The sequence below is a fragment of the Kribbella sp. NPDC050470 genome (genome assembly GCF_044458365.1).
GTDB lineage: Bacteria > Actinomycetota > Actinomycetes > Propionibacteriales > Kribbellaceae > Kribbella.
Window position 1 is genome coordinate 22,470 of record NZ_JBITHV010000001.1, and the last position, 14,849, is coordinate 37,318.

General features: G+C 68.5%; 11 protein-coding genes. 8 read left to right on the forward strand and 3 right to left on the reverse strand.

The window, feature by feature from the left end; all coding sequences use genetic code 11:
• Positions 1-149 precede the first annotated feature (149 nt).
• The 7 genes from ACIBGM_RS00115 (at position 150) to ACIBGM_RS00145 (ending at position 9,932) form a co-directional block, all read left to right on the forward strand.
• Positions 150-1,130 (forward strand): LacI family DNA-binding transcriptional regulator, encoded by a 981-nt coding sequence (locus ACIBGM_RS00115; RefSeq protein WP_396383953.1) that lies wholly within the window; start codon positions 150-152, stop codon positions 1,128-1,130.
• A gap of 106 nt (positions 1,131-1,236) precedes the next feature.
• Positions 1,237-2,628 carry an extracellular solute-binding protein gene (locus ACIBGM_RS00120; protein WP_360528758.1) on the forward strand — a complete coding sequence of 464 codons (1,392 nt, stop codon included), beginning with the start codon at positions 1,237-1,239 and terminating at the stop codon, positions 2,626-2,628.
• The gene (locus ACIBGM_RS00125) at positions 2,625-3,566 is read left to right on the forward strand and encodes a sugar ABC transporter permease (protein WP_360528755.1); all 942 of its coding nucleotides are present in this window, start codon (positions 2,625-2,627) and stop codon (positions 3,564-3,566) included. The genes ACIBGM_RS00120 and ACIBGM_RS00125 overlap by 4 nt, the downstream gene beginning before the upstream one ends.
• On the forward strand, positions 3,563-4,429 hold the full coding sequence (locus ACIBGM_RS00130; protein WP_396383954.1) for a carbohydrate ABC transporter permease: 867 nt from the start codon (positions 3,563-3,565) through the stop codon (positions 4,427-4,429). The genes ACIBGM_RS00125 and ACIBGM_RS00130 overlap by 4 nt, the downstream gene beginning before the upstream one ends.
• 6 nt (positions 4,430-4,435) lie before the next feature.
• Positions 4,436-6,784, forward strand: a complete 2,349-nt coding sequence (locus ACIBGM_RS00135; RefSeq protein WP_396383955.1) for a hypothetical protein — start codon at positions 4,436-4,438, stop codon at positions 6,782-6,784.
• Complete coding sequence (locus ACIBGM_RS00140; RefSeq protein ID WP_396383956.1) at positions 6,781-9,093, forward strand: hypothetical protein; 2,313 nt, start codon at positions 6,781-6,783, stop codon at positions 9,091-9,093. The genes ACIBGM_RS00135 and ACIBGM_RS00140 overlap by 4 nt, the downstream gene beginning before the upstream one ends.
• Positions 9,090-9,932: an NAD-dependent epimerase/dehydratase family protein gene (locus ACIBGM_RS00145; protein WP_396383957.1), complete on the forward strand. Its 843-nt coding sequence runs from the start codon at positions 9,090-9,092 to the stop codon at positions 9,930-9,932. Before ACIBGM_RS00140 ends, ACIBGM_RS00145 begins: the two co-directional genes overlap by 4 nt.
• Here ACIBGM_RS00145 and ACIBGM_RS00150 read toward each other — a convergent pair.
• The 3 genes from ACIBGM_RS00150 to ACIBGM_RS00160 form a co-directional block, all read right to left on the reverse strand.
• A complete protein-coding gene (locus tag ACIBGM_RS00150) occupies positions 9,901-10,137 on the reverse strand; it encodes a hypothetical protein (RefSeq protein WP_360528740.1) in 237 nt (78 codons plus the stop codon). The two genes, ACIBGM_RS00145 and ACIBGM_RS00150, sit on opposite strands and share 32 nt — an antisense overlap.
• Before the next feature lie 123 nt (positions 10,138-10,260).
• Positions 10,261-11,769 carry a sulfatase gene (locus ACIBGM_RS00155; RefSeq protein WP_396383958.1) on the reverse strand — a complete coding sequence of 503 codons (1,509 nt, stop codon included), beginning with the start codon at positions 11,767-11,769 and terminating at the stop codon, positions 10,261-10,263.
• A 4-nt stretch (positions 11,770-11,773) separates the two neighbouring features.
• Complete coding sequence (locus ACIBGM_RS00160) at positions 11,774-13,513, reverse strand: sulfatase (protein WP_396383959.1); 1,740 nt, start codon at positions 13,511-13,513, stop codon at positions 11,774-11,776.
• A 122-nt stretch (positions 13,514-13,635) separates the two neighbouring features.
• On the opposite strand from ACIBGM_RS00160, the gene ACIBGM_RS00165 reads away from it, so the two are divergent.
• Positions 13,636-14,832 (forward strand): RNA-guided endonuclease InsQ/TnpB family protein, encoded by a 1,197-nt coding sequence (locus tag ACIBGM_RS00165; protein WP_396383960.1) that lies wholly within the window; start codon positions 13,636-13,638, stop codon positions 14,830-14,832.
• Positions 14,833-14,849: the final 17 nt, after the last annotated feature.

Here is a 14,849-nt window from a genome sequence, read left to right on the forward strand (position 1 = left end):
GAAACGTTGCGGGACAGCGCCATCATTCATCCCAACCGGTGCTCGGCGCAAGAGAGGGATGGACGCAAAATAGGGCGAATCGAGCTGTTGACATGTTTCGGGATCGATTGCAAACATGTTGCAACCGAGTGACAGGAGAGGTGGTCCGGATGGCAGTGACGGTCAGGGACGTGGCGAAGGCGGCCGGGGTGTCGCCGTCGACCGTCTCGCGGGTGTTCACCGCCCCGGAGCAGGTGCAGGCCGCGACCCGGGACAAGGTGCAGGAGGCGGCCGGCCGGCTCGGCTACCGGCCGGATCCCGCGGCCCGGACGCTGCGCAGCGGGCGGACGGAGTCGCTGGGACTGGTGATCCCGGACATCGCCAACCCGTTCTTCCCGCCGATCGTCAAGGCGATGCAGACCAGGGCGCGCACGCACGGCCACACGCTGCTGGTCGCGGACTGCGACGAGCGGGAGGCCGACGAGCTCGAGACCATCGAGGCGATCGTCAAGAAGGTCGACGGTCTGGTGCTCTGGGCATCGACCTTGTCCGACGGCAGGCTGCGGGAGCTGGCCGCGGAGATCCCGCTCGTGCTGGTGAACCGGCACGTGCCCGGCATCCCGGAGCTGCACGTCTCCCTCACCCCCGGTGTCACGCAGGCCGCCGAGCACCTGCGGGCGCTCGGCCACACCAGCTGCGTCTTCGTCAACTGCTCGCGGCCGGAACACCTGCGGGGCAAGTCGATAAGAGAAACCTTCGACGCGCAGGGCCTGGCGCTGGTCGAGCTCGGGCCGTACGAACCACGGTTCGAGACCGGGCTGCACGCGGCGACCCTGGCGATCGCGAACGGCGCCACCGCGATCCTCGCGCACAACGATCTGGTCGCGGTCGGCGTCCTGCACGGCCTGGCCGGCGCCGGTGTCGACGTACCGGGGGAGGTGAGCGTGATCGGGATCGACGACACACTGCTCGCCGGCCTGTCGATCCCCGCGCTGACCACGATCCGGATCTCGCCGCAGACGGTGGCCACCCATGCCACCGACCTGATCGTCGAGGCGATCGGCGGCGCCGCCACCGGTCAGCAGTTGGTCGAGGTCGGCTCGCGCCTCATCCCGCGCGCATCGACCGGGCCCGCCCCGCAGCGCGCCTGACGACTCACCACATCCCACACCGGCGCCGGCTCGCCCCACGGCGCGCAACTCTCATCCACGGCGACGGGCCGGCGGCTCGTCGTACGCACTCCCCTGGAGAACAGACATGGCTACATCGACGCGTGCCCGAATCCTGGTGGTGGGCGCGGCGGCAGCGCTCGCGCTGACCGGCTGCTCGGGGCTCGCCCCCAGCAAGAGCGACGACGGCGGGGGGACCGGATCCGCGATCGTACTGCGGGTGCAGGGCATGCCGGCCGCCACCGACAAGGCCGCGCTGGAGCAGTTCAACCGGCTGGCCGACGACTTCGAGGCGAAGAACCCGGGGATCACGATCGAGGGCACCGAGAACCGCTGGGACCCGCTGACGTTCTCCGCGAAGCTGGCCGGCAAGACCATCGAGGACGTCATCCAGGTCCCGCTGACCGAGCCGCAGGGGCTGATCGCGCGCAAGCACGTGCAACCGATCACCGGCTCGCTGAAGGCCTGGAACCACTACACCGAGTTCAACCCGCAGGTCCTGCAGCCGCTGAGTGACAGCGCGGGGGAGGTGTACGGCGTCCCGCTGGCACCCTTCGCCCAAGGGCTGGTCTACAACCGGGCGCTGTTCACCAAGGCCGGCCTCGACCCGGACAAGCCGCCGGCCAGCTGGGACGAGGTCCGCGAGTACGCCAGGCAGATCAGCGCGAAGACCGGCAAGGCCGGCTTCGTGCACGAGGCGAAGGGCAACACCGGCGGTTGGCAGCTGACCATGCTGACCTACACGCACGGCGGCTCGATGGAGACCGAGCAGGGCGGCAAGTTCGTTGCCGGGTTCAACAGCGACGCGACGAAGAAGTCGCTCGAGCTGCTCAAGGCGATGCGCTGGACCGACAACTCGATGGGCCAGAACCAGCTGATGGACCAGGACGACGTGGTCAAGCAGTTCGCGGCCGGCCAGATCGGCATGTTCATGGGCACCCCGGGCACCTACCGGCTCGCCAAGATGAAGTTCGGCATGAAGAACACCGCGGACTACGGCATCACCGCACTCCCGCAGGCCGGTGGCAACGCGACGCTCGGTGGGGCCGAAGTCTTCATGGTCCCGGCGTCGGTCTCGAAGGAGAAGGCCGAGGCCGCCGCGAAGTGGTTGCTGTTCGCCAACGCCGAGCCGCAGTACGACCCGCAGGTCGCGGCCGAGCGGGCGAAGGCACTCGCCAAGGATCCGGAGGCCGCGGTCGGCGTGCCGACGCTGCCGATGTTCAGCATCGAGCAGCAGCAGAAGATCGACGCCGCGATCAAGCCGCACGTGAACGTGGAGCTCGAGCACTTCAAGCCCTGGCTCGACGGCACACCGAAGCTCGAGCTGCGCCCTGAGCCGCCGGTGGCTGCGCAGAAGCTCTACACGATTCTCGACCCGCTGGTGCAGTCCGTGCTGACGAAGCAGGACGCCGATATCGCGGCCCTGCTGGCCAAGGCCGAGGCCGACGCGAACAAGATGCTCGCGACGGAGCAGAAGTGACCGCAGTCCTAGCGCCTCCGCCACAGCGGGACGCCGTCGCCGTCCAACCGGCGCCGGCGTCCCGCAGGCGGGCGGCGATTCGCCGCGAGCTCCTCGGCCTGGTCTTCCTCACGCCGGCCCTGGTGGTCTTCGGCCTGTTCTCCTGGTGGCCGATCCTGCGCGGCCTGCTGATCTCGTTCCAGCACACCAACCTGGTCGATCCGGCCGTCTGGGTCGGCCTGGAGAACTTCCAGGCCGTCCTGACCGACCCGCTGGTCGGTACGGCGGTGTGGAACACCCTGCTGTTCGTCGCACTCGGCCTGGTCATCGGCTTCCCTGCGCCGATCCTCCTGGCCGCCTTGATGTCCACGGTACGGCGGGGCGCCGCGGCGTACCGGGTCCTGGTCTACCTCCCGGTGGTCGTGCCGCCGGTCGTCGCGATCCTGCTGTGGAAGTGGTTCTACGACCCGGGCAGCGGCCTGTTCAACCAGGCGCTCGGCCTGATCGGCCTCGGCCCGTACCTGTGGTTGCAGTCGCCGCAGACGGCGATGCTGAGTTTGGTGCTGGAAGCAACCTGGGCCGGCATGGGCGGCGCCGCGCTGATCTACCTGGCCGCGATGACCGGCATCCCGGCCGAGCTGTACGAAGCGGCCGAGAGCGACGGCGCCGGGATCTGGCGGCGGATCTGGCACGTGATGCTGCCGCAGCTGCGGCCGGTGATCGGGCTGCTCCTGCTACTGCAGCTGATCGGCACGATCCAGGTGTTCACCGAGCCCTACATCTTCACCCAGGGCGGTCCGGACAACGCGACGCTGACCATCCTGCTGCTGATCTTCCGCTACGGCTTCCAGGACGGTGAGTACGGGCAGGCCGCCGCGCTGTCCGTCGTCCTCGCGATCGTCCTGGCGGCACTGTCCGCGGTCTACCTGCGGTTGACGAGAAGCTGGAGCCCGAAGTGAGTGAGCAACCGACAACGATTGCCTCCAGCAATGACCTGCGCCGGCCGCCGGTGGCGTTCGCGCTCCGGTCCGCGCAGGTGCTGACCCTGATCGTGCTCGTGGTGATCGGCATCGGCCCGCTGTACTGGACGATCAAGGGCGCGGTCTCGCCACCGGCCGAGCTGGTCGCGCACCCGCTGCGGTTGTGGCCGATCGAGCCGGACTTCGGCAACTTCGCCACCGCGTTCACCGAGCTCAGGGTCGGACGGTACCTGTGGAACACGGTGCAGGTGGTGTTCGGTTCGTGGTTCGTGCAGCTGTTCGTGGCGATGACCGCGGGCTTCGCGTTCGCGGTGATCCGGCCGCGGATCGGCCGCTACGTCTACGCGGCGATCCTCGCCACGATGTTCGTCCCGTACACCGTGTCGCTGGTCAGCCTGTTCCTCACGGTCCTGGAGGTGAACCTGCTCGACACCTACTGGGCGATCTGGCTGCCGGCCGGGGCCAACGCGTTCAACGTGCTGCTCGCGACGCGCTTCTTCGAGGCGCTGCCCCAGGAGTTGTACGACGCCGCCAAGGTCGACGGCGCGAGCACCTGGCAACTGCTGACCCGGATCGTGCTGCCGATGAGCCGGCCGGTGATCGCGGTGATCAGCCTGCTGGCGATCATGCACTCCTGGAAGGAGTTCATCTGGCCGCTGGTGGTGATCTCCGATCCCACCCTGCAGCCGATCAGCGTCGCGCTGGTGAACCTCGTCGACGCCGCTCCGCTCGACGAACTGATCGCCGCGATGGCGATGGCCCTCGCGCCGCCTGTCCTCGTCTTCCTCGTCCTGCAGCGCTACGTCGTCGCGGGCCTCGGCTTCACCGGTGTGAAGGGGTGATCGGCCATGGACACACCGATCCGCAGGCGGGTCGTGCTCGGCGGCACAGTGGCCGCGACGGTCTCCGGTGCGACCGCGATTCCGGCGTACGGCGCCGACGTACAGATCACTGATGCGGCGGGGACTGTCAGCCTGGTCGCCGTACCTGACGCCGCCGGGGTCCCGGGGTATGTGAAGGTGCTCGACGGTGGCGGCATCCACCGGTTCGACCTGACCACGTTCGAGTACGCCTACGGGTCGGGTGAGACCAAGGTCGTCCAGCGGACCACCGGGATCGCGTCGATCACGCCGGACGGACCGCAGCAGTTCACGATACGGTACAACGCGCCGATCGGCGAGGTGGTCGGGACGTTCGCGGTGGGGCTACGCAAGGCACGGGTGCGCTGGGACGTCACCGGGGTCGCGAACCTTCGCGTGGACAGCTTCCGGTTCGCCCGGACCGTGATCGGGTCCGGCGTCGAGGCGTACGACCCGGTCGCGTTGTGGAATCGCGACCGAGATCCGACCACCGGAGCATTGCGCGGCGGCATCCCGTTCGAGACCACGAACGGCGTCGGCTACTCGTACACGTGGTCGGACAACCGGGCGTTCGTCCGGGTCCCGCAGAGCACGAAGGGATTCAGCAACGGCGGCTACCTGCACGCGGTCGGGACGGCGATCAACAGCTCCAGCGGGTACGTCGAGAGCAACCTCGTGCTCGGGGTGATGCGGCCGCACTCGGCCGGTGTGATCGCCCGCGACGGCGACCTCGGCATCGACCTGTGGACCGACCAGCCCTTCAACCTGTGGACCACCGGCGGGGCCAAGACCGTCAACCTCCAAGTGGTCAATGCGGGCTTGACCGCACGGACGGTCCGGGTCGACTGGACGGTCCGGACCTGGAACAACATCAGCACCACCGGGACGGCCAGTGGCACAGTCGGCGCCCGCGCGGTCTGGAACACGTCCTTCCAGATCACCCTCGGCAGTCGTGACGTCCGCTTCGTCGAGGCAGTGGTGTACGACGCGACCGCGCCGGCCACCGAGGTCGCGTTCGCGCGCACCAACCTCGCGGTGCTGTCCGCGTACACCTACGGGGACGGGGACGCGAGCATGTTCGGGATGGCGAACTTCGCGTATCTCGAGCGGCCGTCGAGCGGCGCCGTACTCGACCTGATGCAGCTGATCGGGATGCGCTGGGTCCGGACGGCGTACCGGAACTACAACAACTTCGGCGCTTCACCCGGTCCGACCGTCGACGCGCTGGACGCGGAGGGTTTCGCGCACAACCTGCAGTTGGCAGGCGAGCTTCCGTGGGATGGCGGCGGCGCGAGTTGGGCCGACGACATGGTCGGTCGCGCGATGTACTCGGGCGCCCAGTACTACGAGTGCGGCAACGAGCTGAACCTCACCGCAGCGGACCGGACCCCCGCGGAGTACGTCGACAACGTCCTGGTGCCGTTGCGTGCGGCAATGACCGCGAAGGGCGCCGCCTTCAAGGTGATGCACTGCGGGCTGGCCGGATTCCCCGAGCAGTGGGTCGCCGACTTCGGCGCCGCCGATGGCTGGCAGCACGTCGGCGTACTTGCGTACCACCCGGGACGCGGCAACTACGTGGCCGACTACGACCCGCCCCAGCCGTGGTCGAACGAGACCCGCTGGAACTTCCTCGGCACCCTCCGAAAGGCCAAGGCAACCGCCGTTGCCAACGACAACAAGGAGCTCTGGCTCACCGAGGCGTACGCCGTGACGCGGCCGAACCGCTGGTGGTCCGACACCTACCGGCACGCGGCCGAGAACGTCCTGCTCCAACTCGCCCTGGCCAAGGCGTACGGCGTCCGCGGCGTCACCTGGTACACGTTGAACGACTCGATCCAGTTCCAGCCGATGGAGGCCGACCCGGATGACCCGGAGTACCACCACGGCCTGCTGAACCGCGACCTCAGCCCGAAGCCATCGCTGCTCGCGTTCGCGACCGTCGCGCGCTGGCTCGACCAGTCCACCTGGCTCGGCTGGGCCGAGCTGGCCGATCCACAGCTGTTCGGCCTCGTCTTCGACGGGCCCGGCGGCAAGGTGAACATCCTGTGGTCCCGCAAGGACGGCTACCTGATCAACACCGACCCGGCCCGCCGGATCCCCAGCAGCACCGAGTACTACCGCACTCCCGAACCGTGGGAGGACCAGTGGCCGACGAAGACCGGCGCGACACTGCCGACGCCGGCCGCGACCACCACCGTGCGCGAGCTGAACTGCCTCGGCATGGACGTCGCCACCCATCAGGCGAGCAACTCGCAGGTGACCGTCACGCTCGACGGCGCCCCGCGGATCTTCATCGGCCTCGCCCTGCCCCTGCAGACCACCGGAGGAACGCCATGACAGAACACGTATCGAAGCCGTCCCGCCGTACCTTCGTGGCCGGATCGCTCGCCGCCGCCGGAGTGGCCGGCGGCTTGCTGCCGACGAGCACCGCCCGAGCGGCGACGGCGTACACCCTCAGCGCCGACGGGATCTCGGTCGTCGCCCAGACCGACGGGACCGTCGTGGTCAGCGACGGCGCCGGCACCGAGCGGATCCGGATCGCGCACTTCCAGGTGAAGGACACCGTGCTCGGCGGCCAGCGGACGTTCGGCGGCACGCCGTCGCTGGTCACGCTCGCGGACGGCCGGCAGGCGATCCGGGTCAACTACCGGATGGGCGCCGCGGCGAACGGGATCACCGTCACCGGGACCTTCGACGTCACTGCCCATCGCCTGCACCTGCGCTGGGACGCGACCAGCTCGAACACGATGTACCTCAACTCGCAGTTCACCCGGACCGTGGTGAACGCGAGCGGGCCGGAGCGCCCGACCGCGATGACCCGGTGGAACCGCGACGCGGGAGGCGGTGTGCCGTACGAGACGAACGACGGCATCGTCTACGCCTCGACCTGGCCGGACCTCACCGCCTACTTCCGCCTCGAGTCGAGTCGCCCGGCCTGGACGACGCCTTCCTGGATGCACATCGTCGGCACGTACGACGCGTTCGGCGTGCTCGTGCACGAAGCCGACCTCGTGCTCGGCCAGATGCGGCCGGCCGCCGCCAACGCCGCCGCCGTCGCCCGCCCGGTCGGCGTCGACATCTGGACCGACCAGCCGTTCAACCTGTACGACGTCGGCGCGGTGATGCCCGTCCACACGCAGGTCGTGAACGGTGGCAAGACCGCTGCGTCGATCCAGCTGACCTGGTTCGCCCGCGACTTCGACGGCCGGAAGCTCGCAGGCGGGTCCACCACGCTCACGTTGGCGGCGGGCGAGAGCACCGACCGGACGCTCGCCGTGCCCGCGCTCAAGGAGCAGGGCATCGCCTTCGTCGAGGTGAAGGCGTCGACCGGTGGCGCCGAGGCCTTCGCGCGGACGACGGTCGCGACTTTGCCGCCGTACGACTATCAAGGCGGTGGCATCTTCGGGATCGCGAACTATCCCTGGCTGCTGCAGCCGAGCAAGGAGGACGTCGCCGCGTTGATGCAGCGGATCGGCGTCGCCTCGGTGCGGATCGCCTACAACGGCGCGCCCGGGATCGCGCCGGACGAACTGCGGGCGATGGGCATCATGACGAACATCCAGCACGGCGACGTGGTCTTCGACTCGACGCCGGAGCAGGCCAAGGCATGGGCCGCCGAGCTGGTCGACGTCGTGGTCGACGCCGGCGCGCGCTACTTCGAGGTGGACAACGAGCGCAACCAGCCGTGGATGTCCGGGCTGTACGCCGACAAGTACATCCGCGACGGTCTGCGGCCGGTGGTCGAGCGGCTGGCGGAGGTCGGGTACGACGTGAAGGTGATGAACAACGGCCTCGGCGGGATGGACGTCAACTGGACGGACAACTTCCACGCCGCCGGCGGCTGGGACCTGATCGACGTGTTCGCGTTCCATCCCGGCCGCGGCAACTTCACCCCGGACTACGCGCCGACGCCGGACGAGTGGGTGACCGGTGACAACGGCAGCTACTGGAACTTCCTCGGCTCGGTCCGCGAGGCCAAGCGCCGGATCACCGAGTACGGCGGCAACAAGGAGCTGTGGCTGACCGAGGCCTACGCCTGCACGCGGCCCAACTACTGGTGGAACGACACCATGCGCCAGGCCGCCGAGAACGTGCTGCTGACGATGGCGCTCTGCAAGGCCGAGGGTGTCGACGGCGTGAACTGGTACCAGTTGCACGACAGCACCATCCACCACCCGCAGGAGGCGGTGCCGAGCAACACCGAGTACCACTTCGGCCTGACGAACCGCGACCTGTCGGCCAAGCCGTCGCTGCTCGCCTTCGCCACCGGGACTCGGCTGCTCGAAGAGGCCGAGTTCGTCCGCTGGCTGGACTTCACCCAGGTCGACCGGAACCTCAAGGGCCTGCTGTTCGAGACGGCGGACGGCCCGGTGTCGGTCCTGTGGAGCCGCAAGGACGGCTACCTGCTGAACGCCGACCACACGCCGAACCAGCCGTACTACGCGCACCCGGAGGCCTGGCAGGACGACTGGCCGAGCAAGACGACGCTCGTCGTGCCGCGCGACCGGATCACCGAGACCGACTGCATCGGCCGGCAACGAGTGCTGGACGGCAAGCACGGCCAGGTGACCTTCCGGGTCGACGGCGCGCCCCGGATCTACCACGGTCTGTCGGCCCGCCCGGAGCAGTTGGTGCGCTGCGGATGAAACGAGTGCTCGTCACCGGGGCAGCCGGCCGGATCGGGAGTGCGGTGGTCACGGAGCTGCTCGGCCGAGGCGTCGAGGTGACAGCTCTGGTGCTCCCGGGTACGGCGGCTCCGGTGCCGGGACTGCGGGTGGTCGAGGGTGATGCGTGCGATCCGGTGAGTTGCCGGGCGGCGCTGGCCGGTGCGGATGGCGTCGTACATCTTGCTGCGCGGCCGGCGCCGCACCGGGGGACGCCGTACGAGGTGTTCGGGGGGAACACGCTGGCGACGTTCACCTTGCTGGAGGAGGCGGGGGTTGCCGGGGTGCGGAACGCTGTGCTGGCGAGCAGCTACGCCGCGAACGGGTTGCCGTTCGCCACGCAGCCGCGGAGTCCTGCCTACGTGCCGGTCGACGAGCACCTGCCGAGCCACGTCGAGGATCCGTACGCGCTGTCGAAGCAGACCGATGAGCTGACGGCGGCGATGATGGCGCGCCGGCACGGCATGAACGTGATCGCGCTGCGGTACCCGTTCGTGGGTGGCCTCGAGGATCGGCTGCTGCCTCGGGCCCGGCAGCTCGCGGCGGATCCGGGCGCGGGAGCTGCCGACCTGTGGTCCTACCTGGACACGCGGGATGCCGCACGGGCCGCCGTACTAGCGCTTGAGGCCAGCGGGACGCACGTCTTCCACGTCGCGGCTCCGCGGACGCTGGCGCCGTACCCGACGCTGGAGTTGCTTCGCCGGTTTCACCCGGACGCCGAGATCCGCGCCGACCTGCCCGGCCGGACGACTCCGCTCGACCTGACCGCGGCCGAACGGGTGCTGGGATTCAGCGCAGCATATGAGCTAACGCCGGGGTGACGTAGTTGTTGATCTCGGTGATCGTGCCGTCCGTGTCCCGGATGATGTGCGGCAACGCGTTCCACCGTGCCACTTCGAACCCGACCGTGATCAGGTGCTCACGCGCGGGCCCCGACGCGAACGGATCAGGACAGTCGGCCCGACGCGTGTGCCACGCCCCGTCCCGGTAGTAGGTCTCGACAGCCGCCTCAACATGTCTTGGCATCCACAACTCCACGTCACAGGAACAGTTCCCCCCGCCCCCAGCCCCACCCCGCACCCCTGCGACATGTCGAGTCCCATGATTGAACCATCCCTCCGCCCGACCCGACCAGGGCCGAAAGTCCCTTCAGGCGTCGGAGTGGAGGGTTCTGGTGTAGGCGGCTACTGCTCGGAGGGACTTTTCGTCGGCCCAGGACCAGGTGGGGCGGGGGGTGGCTGGACCTTTGTAGGGGGTGTCTGCGTAATGCTGTTGGAGTTCGGCCAGGCGGTTGGTGAGGGTGGCGCGGATTTCGGCGTACGACGGGTCGTCGGCGACGTTGGTGAGTTCTTCGGGGTCGGTGCGGAGGTCGTAGAGCTCCCACTCGGCGTCGAACAGGCGGTCCGAGGAGCCGGGGACGCCTAGGCCGGCGCCGTAGTAGTGGATGAGCTTGAAGTCCTTCGTGCGTACGCCGTAGTGCGCCGGCGCGTGGTGGATCGGGTCGTCGTGTTCCCAGTAGCGGTAGTAGACGGCGTCCGGCCAGTCGTCGACCTTGTCGCCGCGGAGCACGGGCAGGAAGCTGCGGCCCTGCGAGGTCGGGAGCACCTCGGCGGCATCCAGGCCGGCCATGTCGAGGAAGGTGGCGGCGAGGTCGACGTTGGTGACCATCGCGTCGCAGCTGCTGCCCGCGGCGATCGTGGACGGCCAGCGGATCAGCATCGGCATCTGCAGCGACTCGTCGAACATCAGTCGTTTGTCGAACCACCCGTGGTCGCCGAGGAAGAACCCCTGGTCCGACGTGTAGACGACTACCGTGTCCTCGGCCAGCCCCTCGGCCTCCAGGGTGTCGAGCAACCGCCCGACATTGTCGTCGATCGACTGGACGCACTGCAGGTAGTCGCGCAGGTAGCGCTGGTACTTCCATCGCATCCGCTCGACGCGGTTTTCCGGCCCACGCAGCTCCGAAGGCAGCTCCTCGCCGAGCTCGTCCGCGCCGAGGTCGTCGGCGACGGACATCCGGACGCCCCGGACGGCCCGGCTCCGGGTGCTGTGGTCGTCGAACAACGTGCTCGGCTCCGCGATCGACCCGATCGGGTACAGCTCCTTGTGCTTCTCGTCCGGCACCCAGGGCCGGTGCGGCGCCTTGTGGTGCACGAGCAGCAGGAACGGCCGATCCGGGTCGCGGTCCCGGATCCAGTCGATGCTCTGGTCGGTGACGATGTCGGTCGCGTACCCGGGCACGGTCTCGGGACCGTCCGGCCCGATCATCAGCGGGTCGACGTAATCGCCCTGGCCGGGGAACACCTTCCACGCATCGAAGTGCCGCGGCGCCGCCTCGGCCCGCTCACCCAGGTGCCACTTGCCGAACAGCGCGGTCTGGTAGCCGGCGTCATGCAGCACCTCGGCGAACGTCGGGACCCGGTAGTCGATCTCGGTGAAGATCGAGGCGACCCCGTTCACGTGGCTGTAGGTGCCGGTCAGGATCGACGCCCGCGACGGCGAGCAGATCGAGTTGGTGCAGTACGTCGCATCCATCCGGACCCCCTGAGCGGCCAGGCGGTCCAGGTGCGGAGTCTGGTTGACCTTGCTCCCGTACGCCGAGATGGCGTGCGCAGCATGGTCGTCGGACATGACGAAGACGATGTTGGGTGACGGCATTACCTCACCCCATCCTGTTTTCGGTCGACGACGCAAGGTCCGCGTCGATCTTCAGCATCAGCTCAGGGCTGATTCCCGGATGTCCGGCGAGTGCTTCCAGCAGCGTGGCGGCCGGGTTGAAGCGACCCATCCCGCGCAGACCGGCGAGTACGTCGTCCGGCAGAGCGTCCCGGTGATCGGTCAGCACGTCTCGCACTGTGAGCTTCCTGATCGGCGCGTCCGCCGGCAGTTCATCGCGCCGTACGGCGGGCTGCAAAGCGCGCTGTGCTTGCTGCCATTGCCGCTTGACCAGGAGATGCTCCGGCTGCACCGGACCGTCTGCCGGCAGCCCGAGCCGGACGAACTGCTCCGCAGGTGCGTCGTTGCGACGCATCTCGTCGACCAGCAGACCGGCCATCCGCAACTCGAGGTCGTCGTCGGCGAGCGGAGTCCGTTGCTGCGGGTCGTGTTCCAGGTCGAACAACAGCGATCCGTGCCACCACGGATTCCCGAGTGCCTGAGACGGCACCCGCAGGAGCGGCGCTCCCTTCGTGAAACCGAAGCCGGCGACCAGCGAAGCGTCGTGCAGTTCTTGGGGCGTGAACCGGGCCCGCATGTGGGTGGGCATCAACGTGTAGTCGTAGAGCGGCGTGTTCGTCGGATCGGCGCACGCCCGCATGTAGACGTATCGCCCGTCGGTCACGTTGACATGCCCGCCGTGCGCGCCGAACAGCGCGGCCTCGCGCATCTCATTACCGCGGAGGCTGAGTCCTTGCATGTCGGGCGGTCTCTCAACATCGAAGTAGTCGAGCAGCGTCGGTCCGAGGTCGATCGTCTGCACCAGCGCATCCCGCCGTACCCCTGCAGCTGCCGCTTCCGGATCCCAGACGAACAAGGGCGTGTGGATCGTCTCGTCGAACCAAGGCTGCACACTCTTGCCCCACCACCCGCGCTCGCCGAGCAGGAAGCCGTGGTCGGTGCACACGATCAGCATGGTGTCGTCCCAGAGCGAGTGCTCGTCGAAGACGTCCAGCACCCGTCCGAGCGACCGGTCGCACATCGCGAGCAGCGCGAGGTACTCACCCCGAGCCCGCTCGACCTCGCCCGGGGCCTCGATCACCCGCCGGTACGACGGCCAGTCGAACACCGGCGCCTCGGTGTCGATCCCTTGCAACCGCCGGTACTCGTCGTAGCTGAAGAACGGCTCATGCGGGTCGAAGGTCTCGATCTGCACGAACCAGCGGTCCTCGGCGAGATTCGTCCGGATGAACTCGATCCCCGCGTCGAAGGTCAGCGTCTGGCTGTGCCGAGACTCGTCGGTCAGGTACTGCCGGTTGATCCAGTCCTGCCGGCTGAGGAAGTTGCTGCCGTTCAGCGTCGGCGGCGGCTCGGGGTCCCGGACGTGCCCCTTCCACCGGTCACCTTCCTGCCCGCGGAAGAACTCGTACGTCGAGAACCGGTTGTGGTAGGTCGCGCCACCGTCTTCCCAGTAGTGCTGGTGATCGGTCGCCAGGTGGGTGTAGACGCCGTGCTGCCGCAGGAGCTCCGGCGTCGAGTCGTCGTACGGCTCCAGCGGTCCCCAGGACCGGTGCAGGAAGTTGTACCGGCCGGTGTGCAACTCCCGCCGCGCAGGCATGCACGGCATGCTGCCCGCGTAGCAGTTGTCGTAGGTGACACTGCGCTCGGCCAGTCGGCTGAAGTTCGGTGCGTGCACGCCCTCGGCCCCGTACGGCGGCAACATCCGCCGGTTGAGCGAGTCGTACATGACCATCACCGCACGTCTCATCGGAATCGCCGCGGAACACCCGTCATGTGCGTGGTGAGGACCCACAACTGCCTCCCCTCGGAGATCGGGGACTGTCGGTCCCGCATGATTGGGTAGGTGGTGTGTCCCGGTTCCGGCTGTATCCGACTCCCGTGCAGCACGCTGCGTTGCTGAAGCAGTGCGAGCATGCCCGGTACGTGTGGAACCTGGCGCTTGAACAGTGGTCGTTGTGGACCCGGGACAAACGCGCGACGCCTGGGTACGGCGACCAAGCGCGGCAACTTACCGACGCACGGGCGGCGTTCGCCTGGTTGCGCGCCGGTTCGCAGACCGTGCAGCAGCAGGCGTTGCGGGACTTCGACCGCGCCGTCAAGAGCTTCTACACCGGCACCCACCGGCGGCCGACCTGGCGCAGAGCCGGCGTGCACGAGGGGTTCCGCATCCTCGGTGGCCAGGCAACCCGAGTAGTCAAGTTGAACCGCAAGTGGGCTGCGGTCAACGTGCCCAAGGTTGGCTGGGTACGGTTCCGGCTGTCCCGTGCCGTCCCCGAGGCGAGGTCGTACCGGGTAACCTGTGATCGGTCGAGTCGCTGGCACATCGCGTTCGCCGCGATCCCCGTGCCAATACCCGCACCCGGCAGGGGCGAGGTCGTCGGCGTCGATCGCGGCGTCGCCGTCTCCGCGGCCCTGTCCACCGGTGAGCTCCTGATCTGCCCTGGACTGTCGCAGACCGAACATGCACGCCTGAAGCACTTGCAACGTCGCCTGGCTAGGCGCCGTCGCGGCTCCAACCGGCGCCGACGCGTCAAGGCCGCGATCGCCAAGCTGTACGCCCGCGCCGTCGACCGCCGCAAGGACTGGGTGGAAACGACCAGCACCGGCCTCGCCCGCCGCTTCGACCTCATCCGGGTGGAGGACCTGCGGGTTGCGCGGCTGACCAGGCGCCCGAAAGCCAAACCCGACCCCCAACAGCCAGACAGGTACTTGCCGAACCATCGCCGTGCCAAGGCTGGGCTCAACCGTGGCATTTTGGCCAATGGCTGGGGATTGCTGGTCCAGCGCTTGGAGCATAAGGCGCCGGGCCGGGTCGAGAAGGTCAACCCTGCGTACACGTCGCAGACCTGCAGCGCCTGTGGGCACTGCGCGCCGGAGAGCCGCGAGAGCCAAGCGGTGTTCCGGTGCGTTGCCTGCGGGCATCGGGCGCACGCGGACGTGAACGCGGCAGTCAACATCGCGGCCGGACGGGCCGTCAGAGCACGCAGAGAGACGCCCGTACGGGTCTCGCCGAAGCGTGAACCTCAACACACTACCTCCGTGTAGTTGGTTGGAATCCCTGT

Bases quoted from the DNA above. Each gene is read 5' to 3' on its own strand.
- ACIBGM_RS00115 (WP_396383953.1), top strand. From the start codon at position 150: ATGGCAGTGACGGTCAGGGACGTGGCGAAGGCGGCCGGGGTGTCGCCG.
- ACIBGM_RS00120 (WP_360528758.1), top strand. From the start codon at position 1,237: ATGGCTACATCGACGCGTGCCCGAATCCTGGTGGTGGGCGCGGCGGCA.
- ACIBGM_RS00135 (WP_396383955.1), top strand. From the start codon at position 4,436: ATGGACACACCGATCCGCAGGCGGGTCGTGCTCGGCGGCACAGTGGCC.
- ACIBGM_RS00140 (WP_396383956.1), top strand. From the start codon at position 6,781: ATGACAGAACACGTATCGAAGCCGTCCCGCCGTACCTTCGTGGCCGGA.
- ACIBGM_RS00145 (WP_396383957.1), top strand. From the start codon at position 9,090: ATGAAACGAGTGCTCGTCACCGGGGCAGCCGGCCGGATCGGGAGTGCG.
- ACIBGM_RS00150 (WP_360528740.1), bottom strand. From the start codon at position 10,137: ATGCCAAGACATGTTGAGGCGGCTGTCGAGACCTACTACCGGGACGGG.
- ACIBGM_RS00155 (WP_396383958.1), bottom strand. From the start codon at position 11,769: ATGCCGTCACCCAACATCGTCTTCGTCATGTCCGACGACCATGCTGCG.
- ACIBGM_RS00160 (WP_396383959.1), bottom strand. From the start codon at position 13,513: ATGTACGACTCGCTCAACCGGCGGATGTTGCCGCCGTACGGGGCCGAG.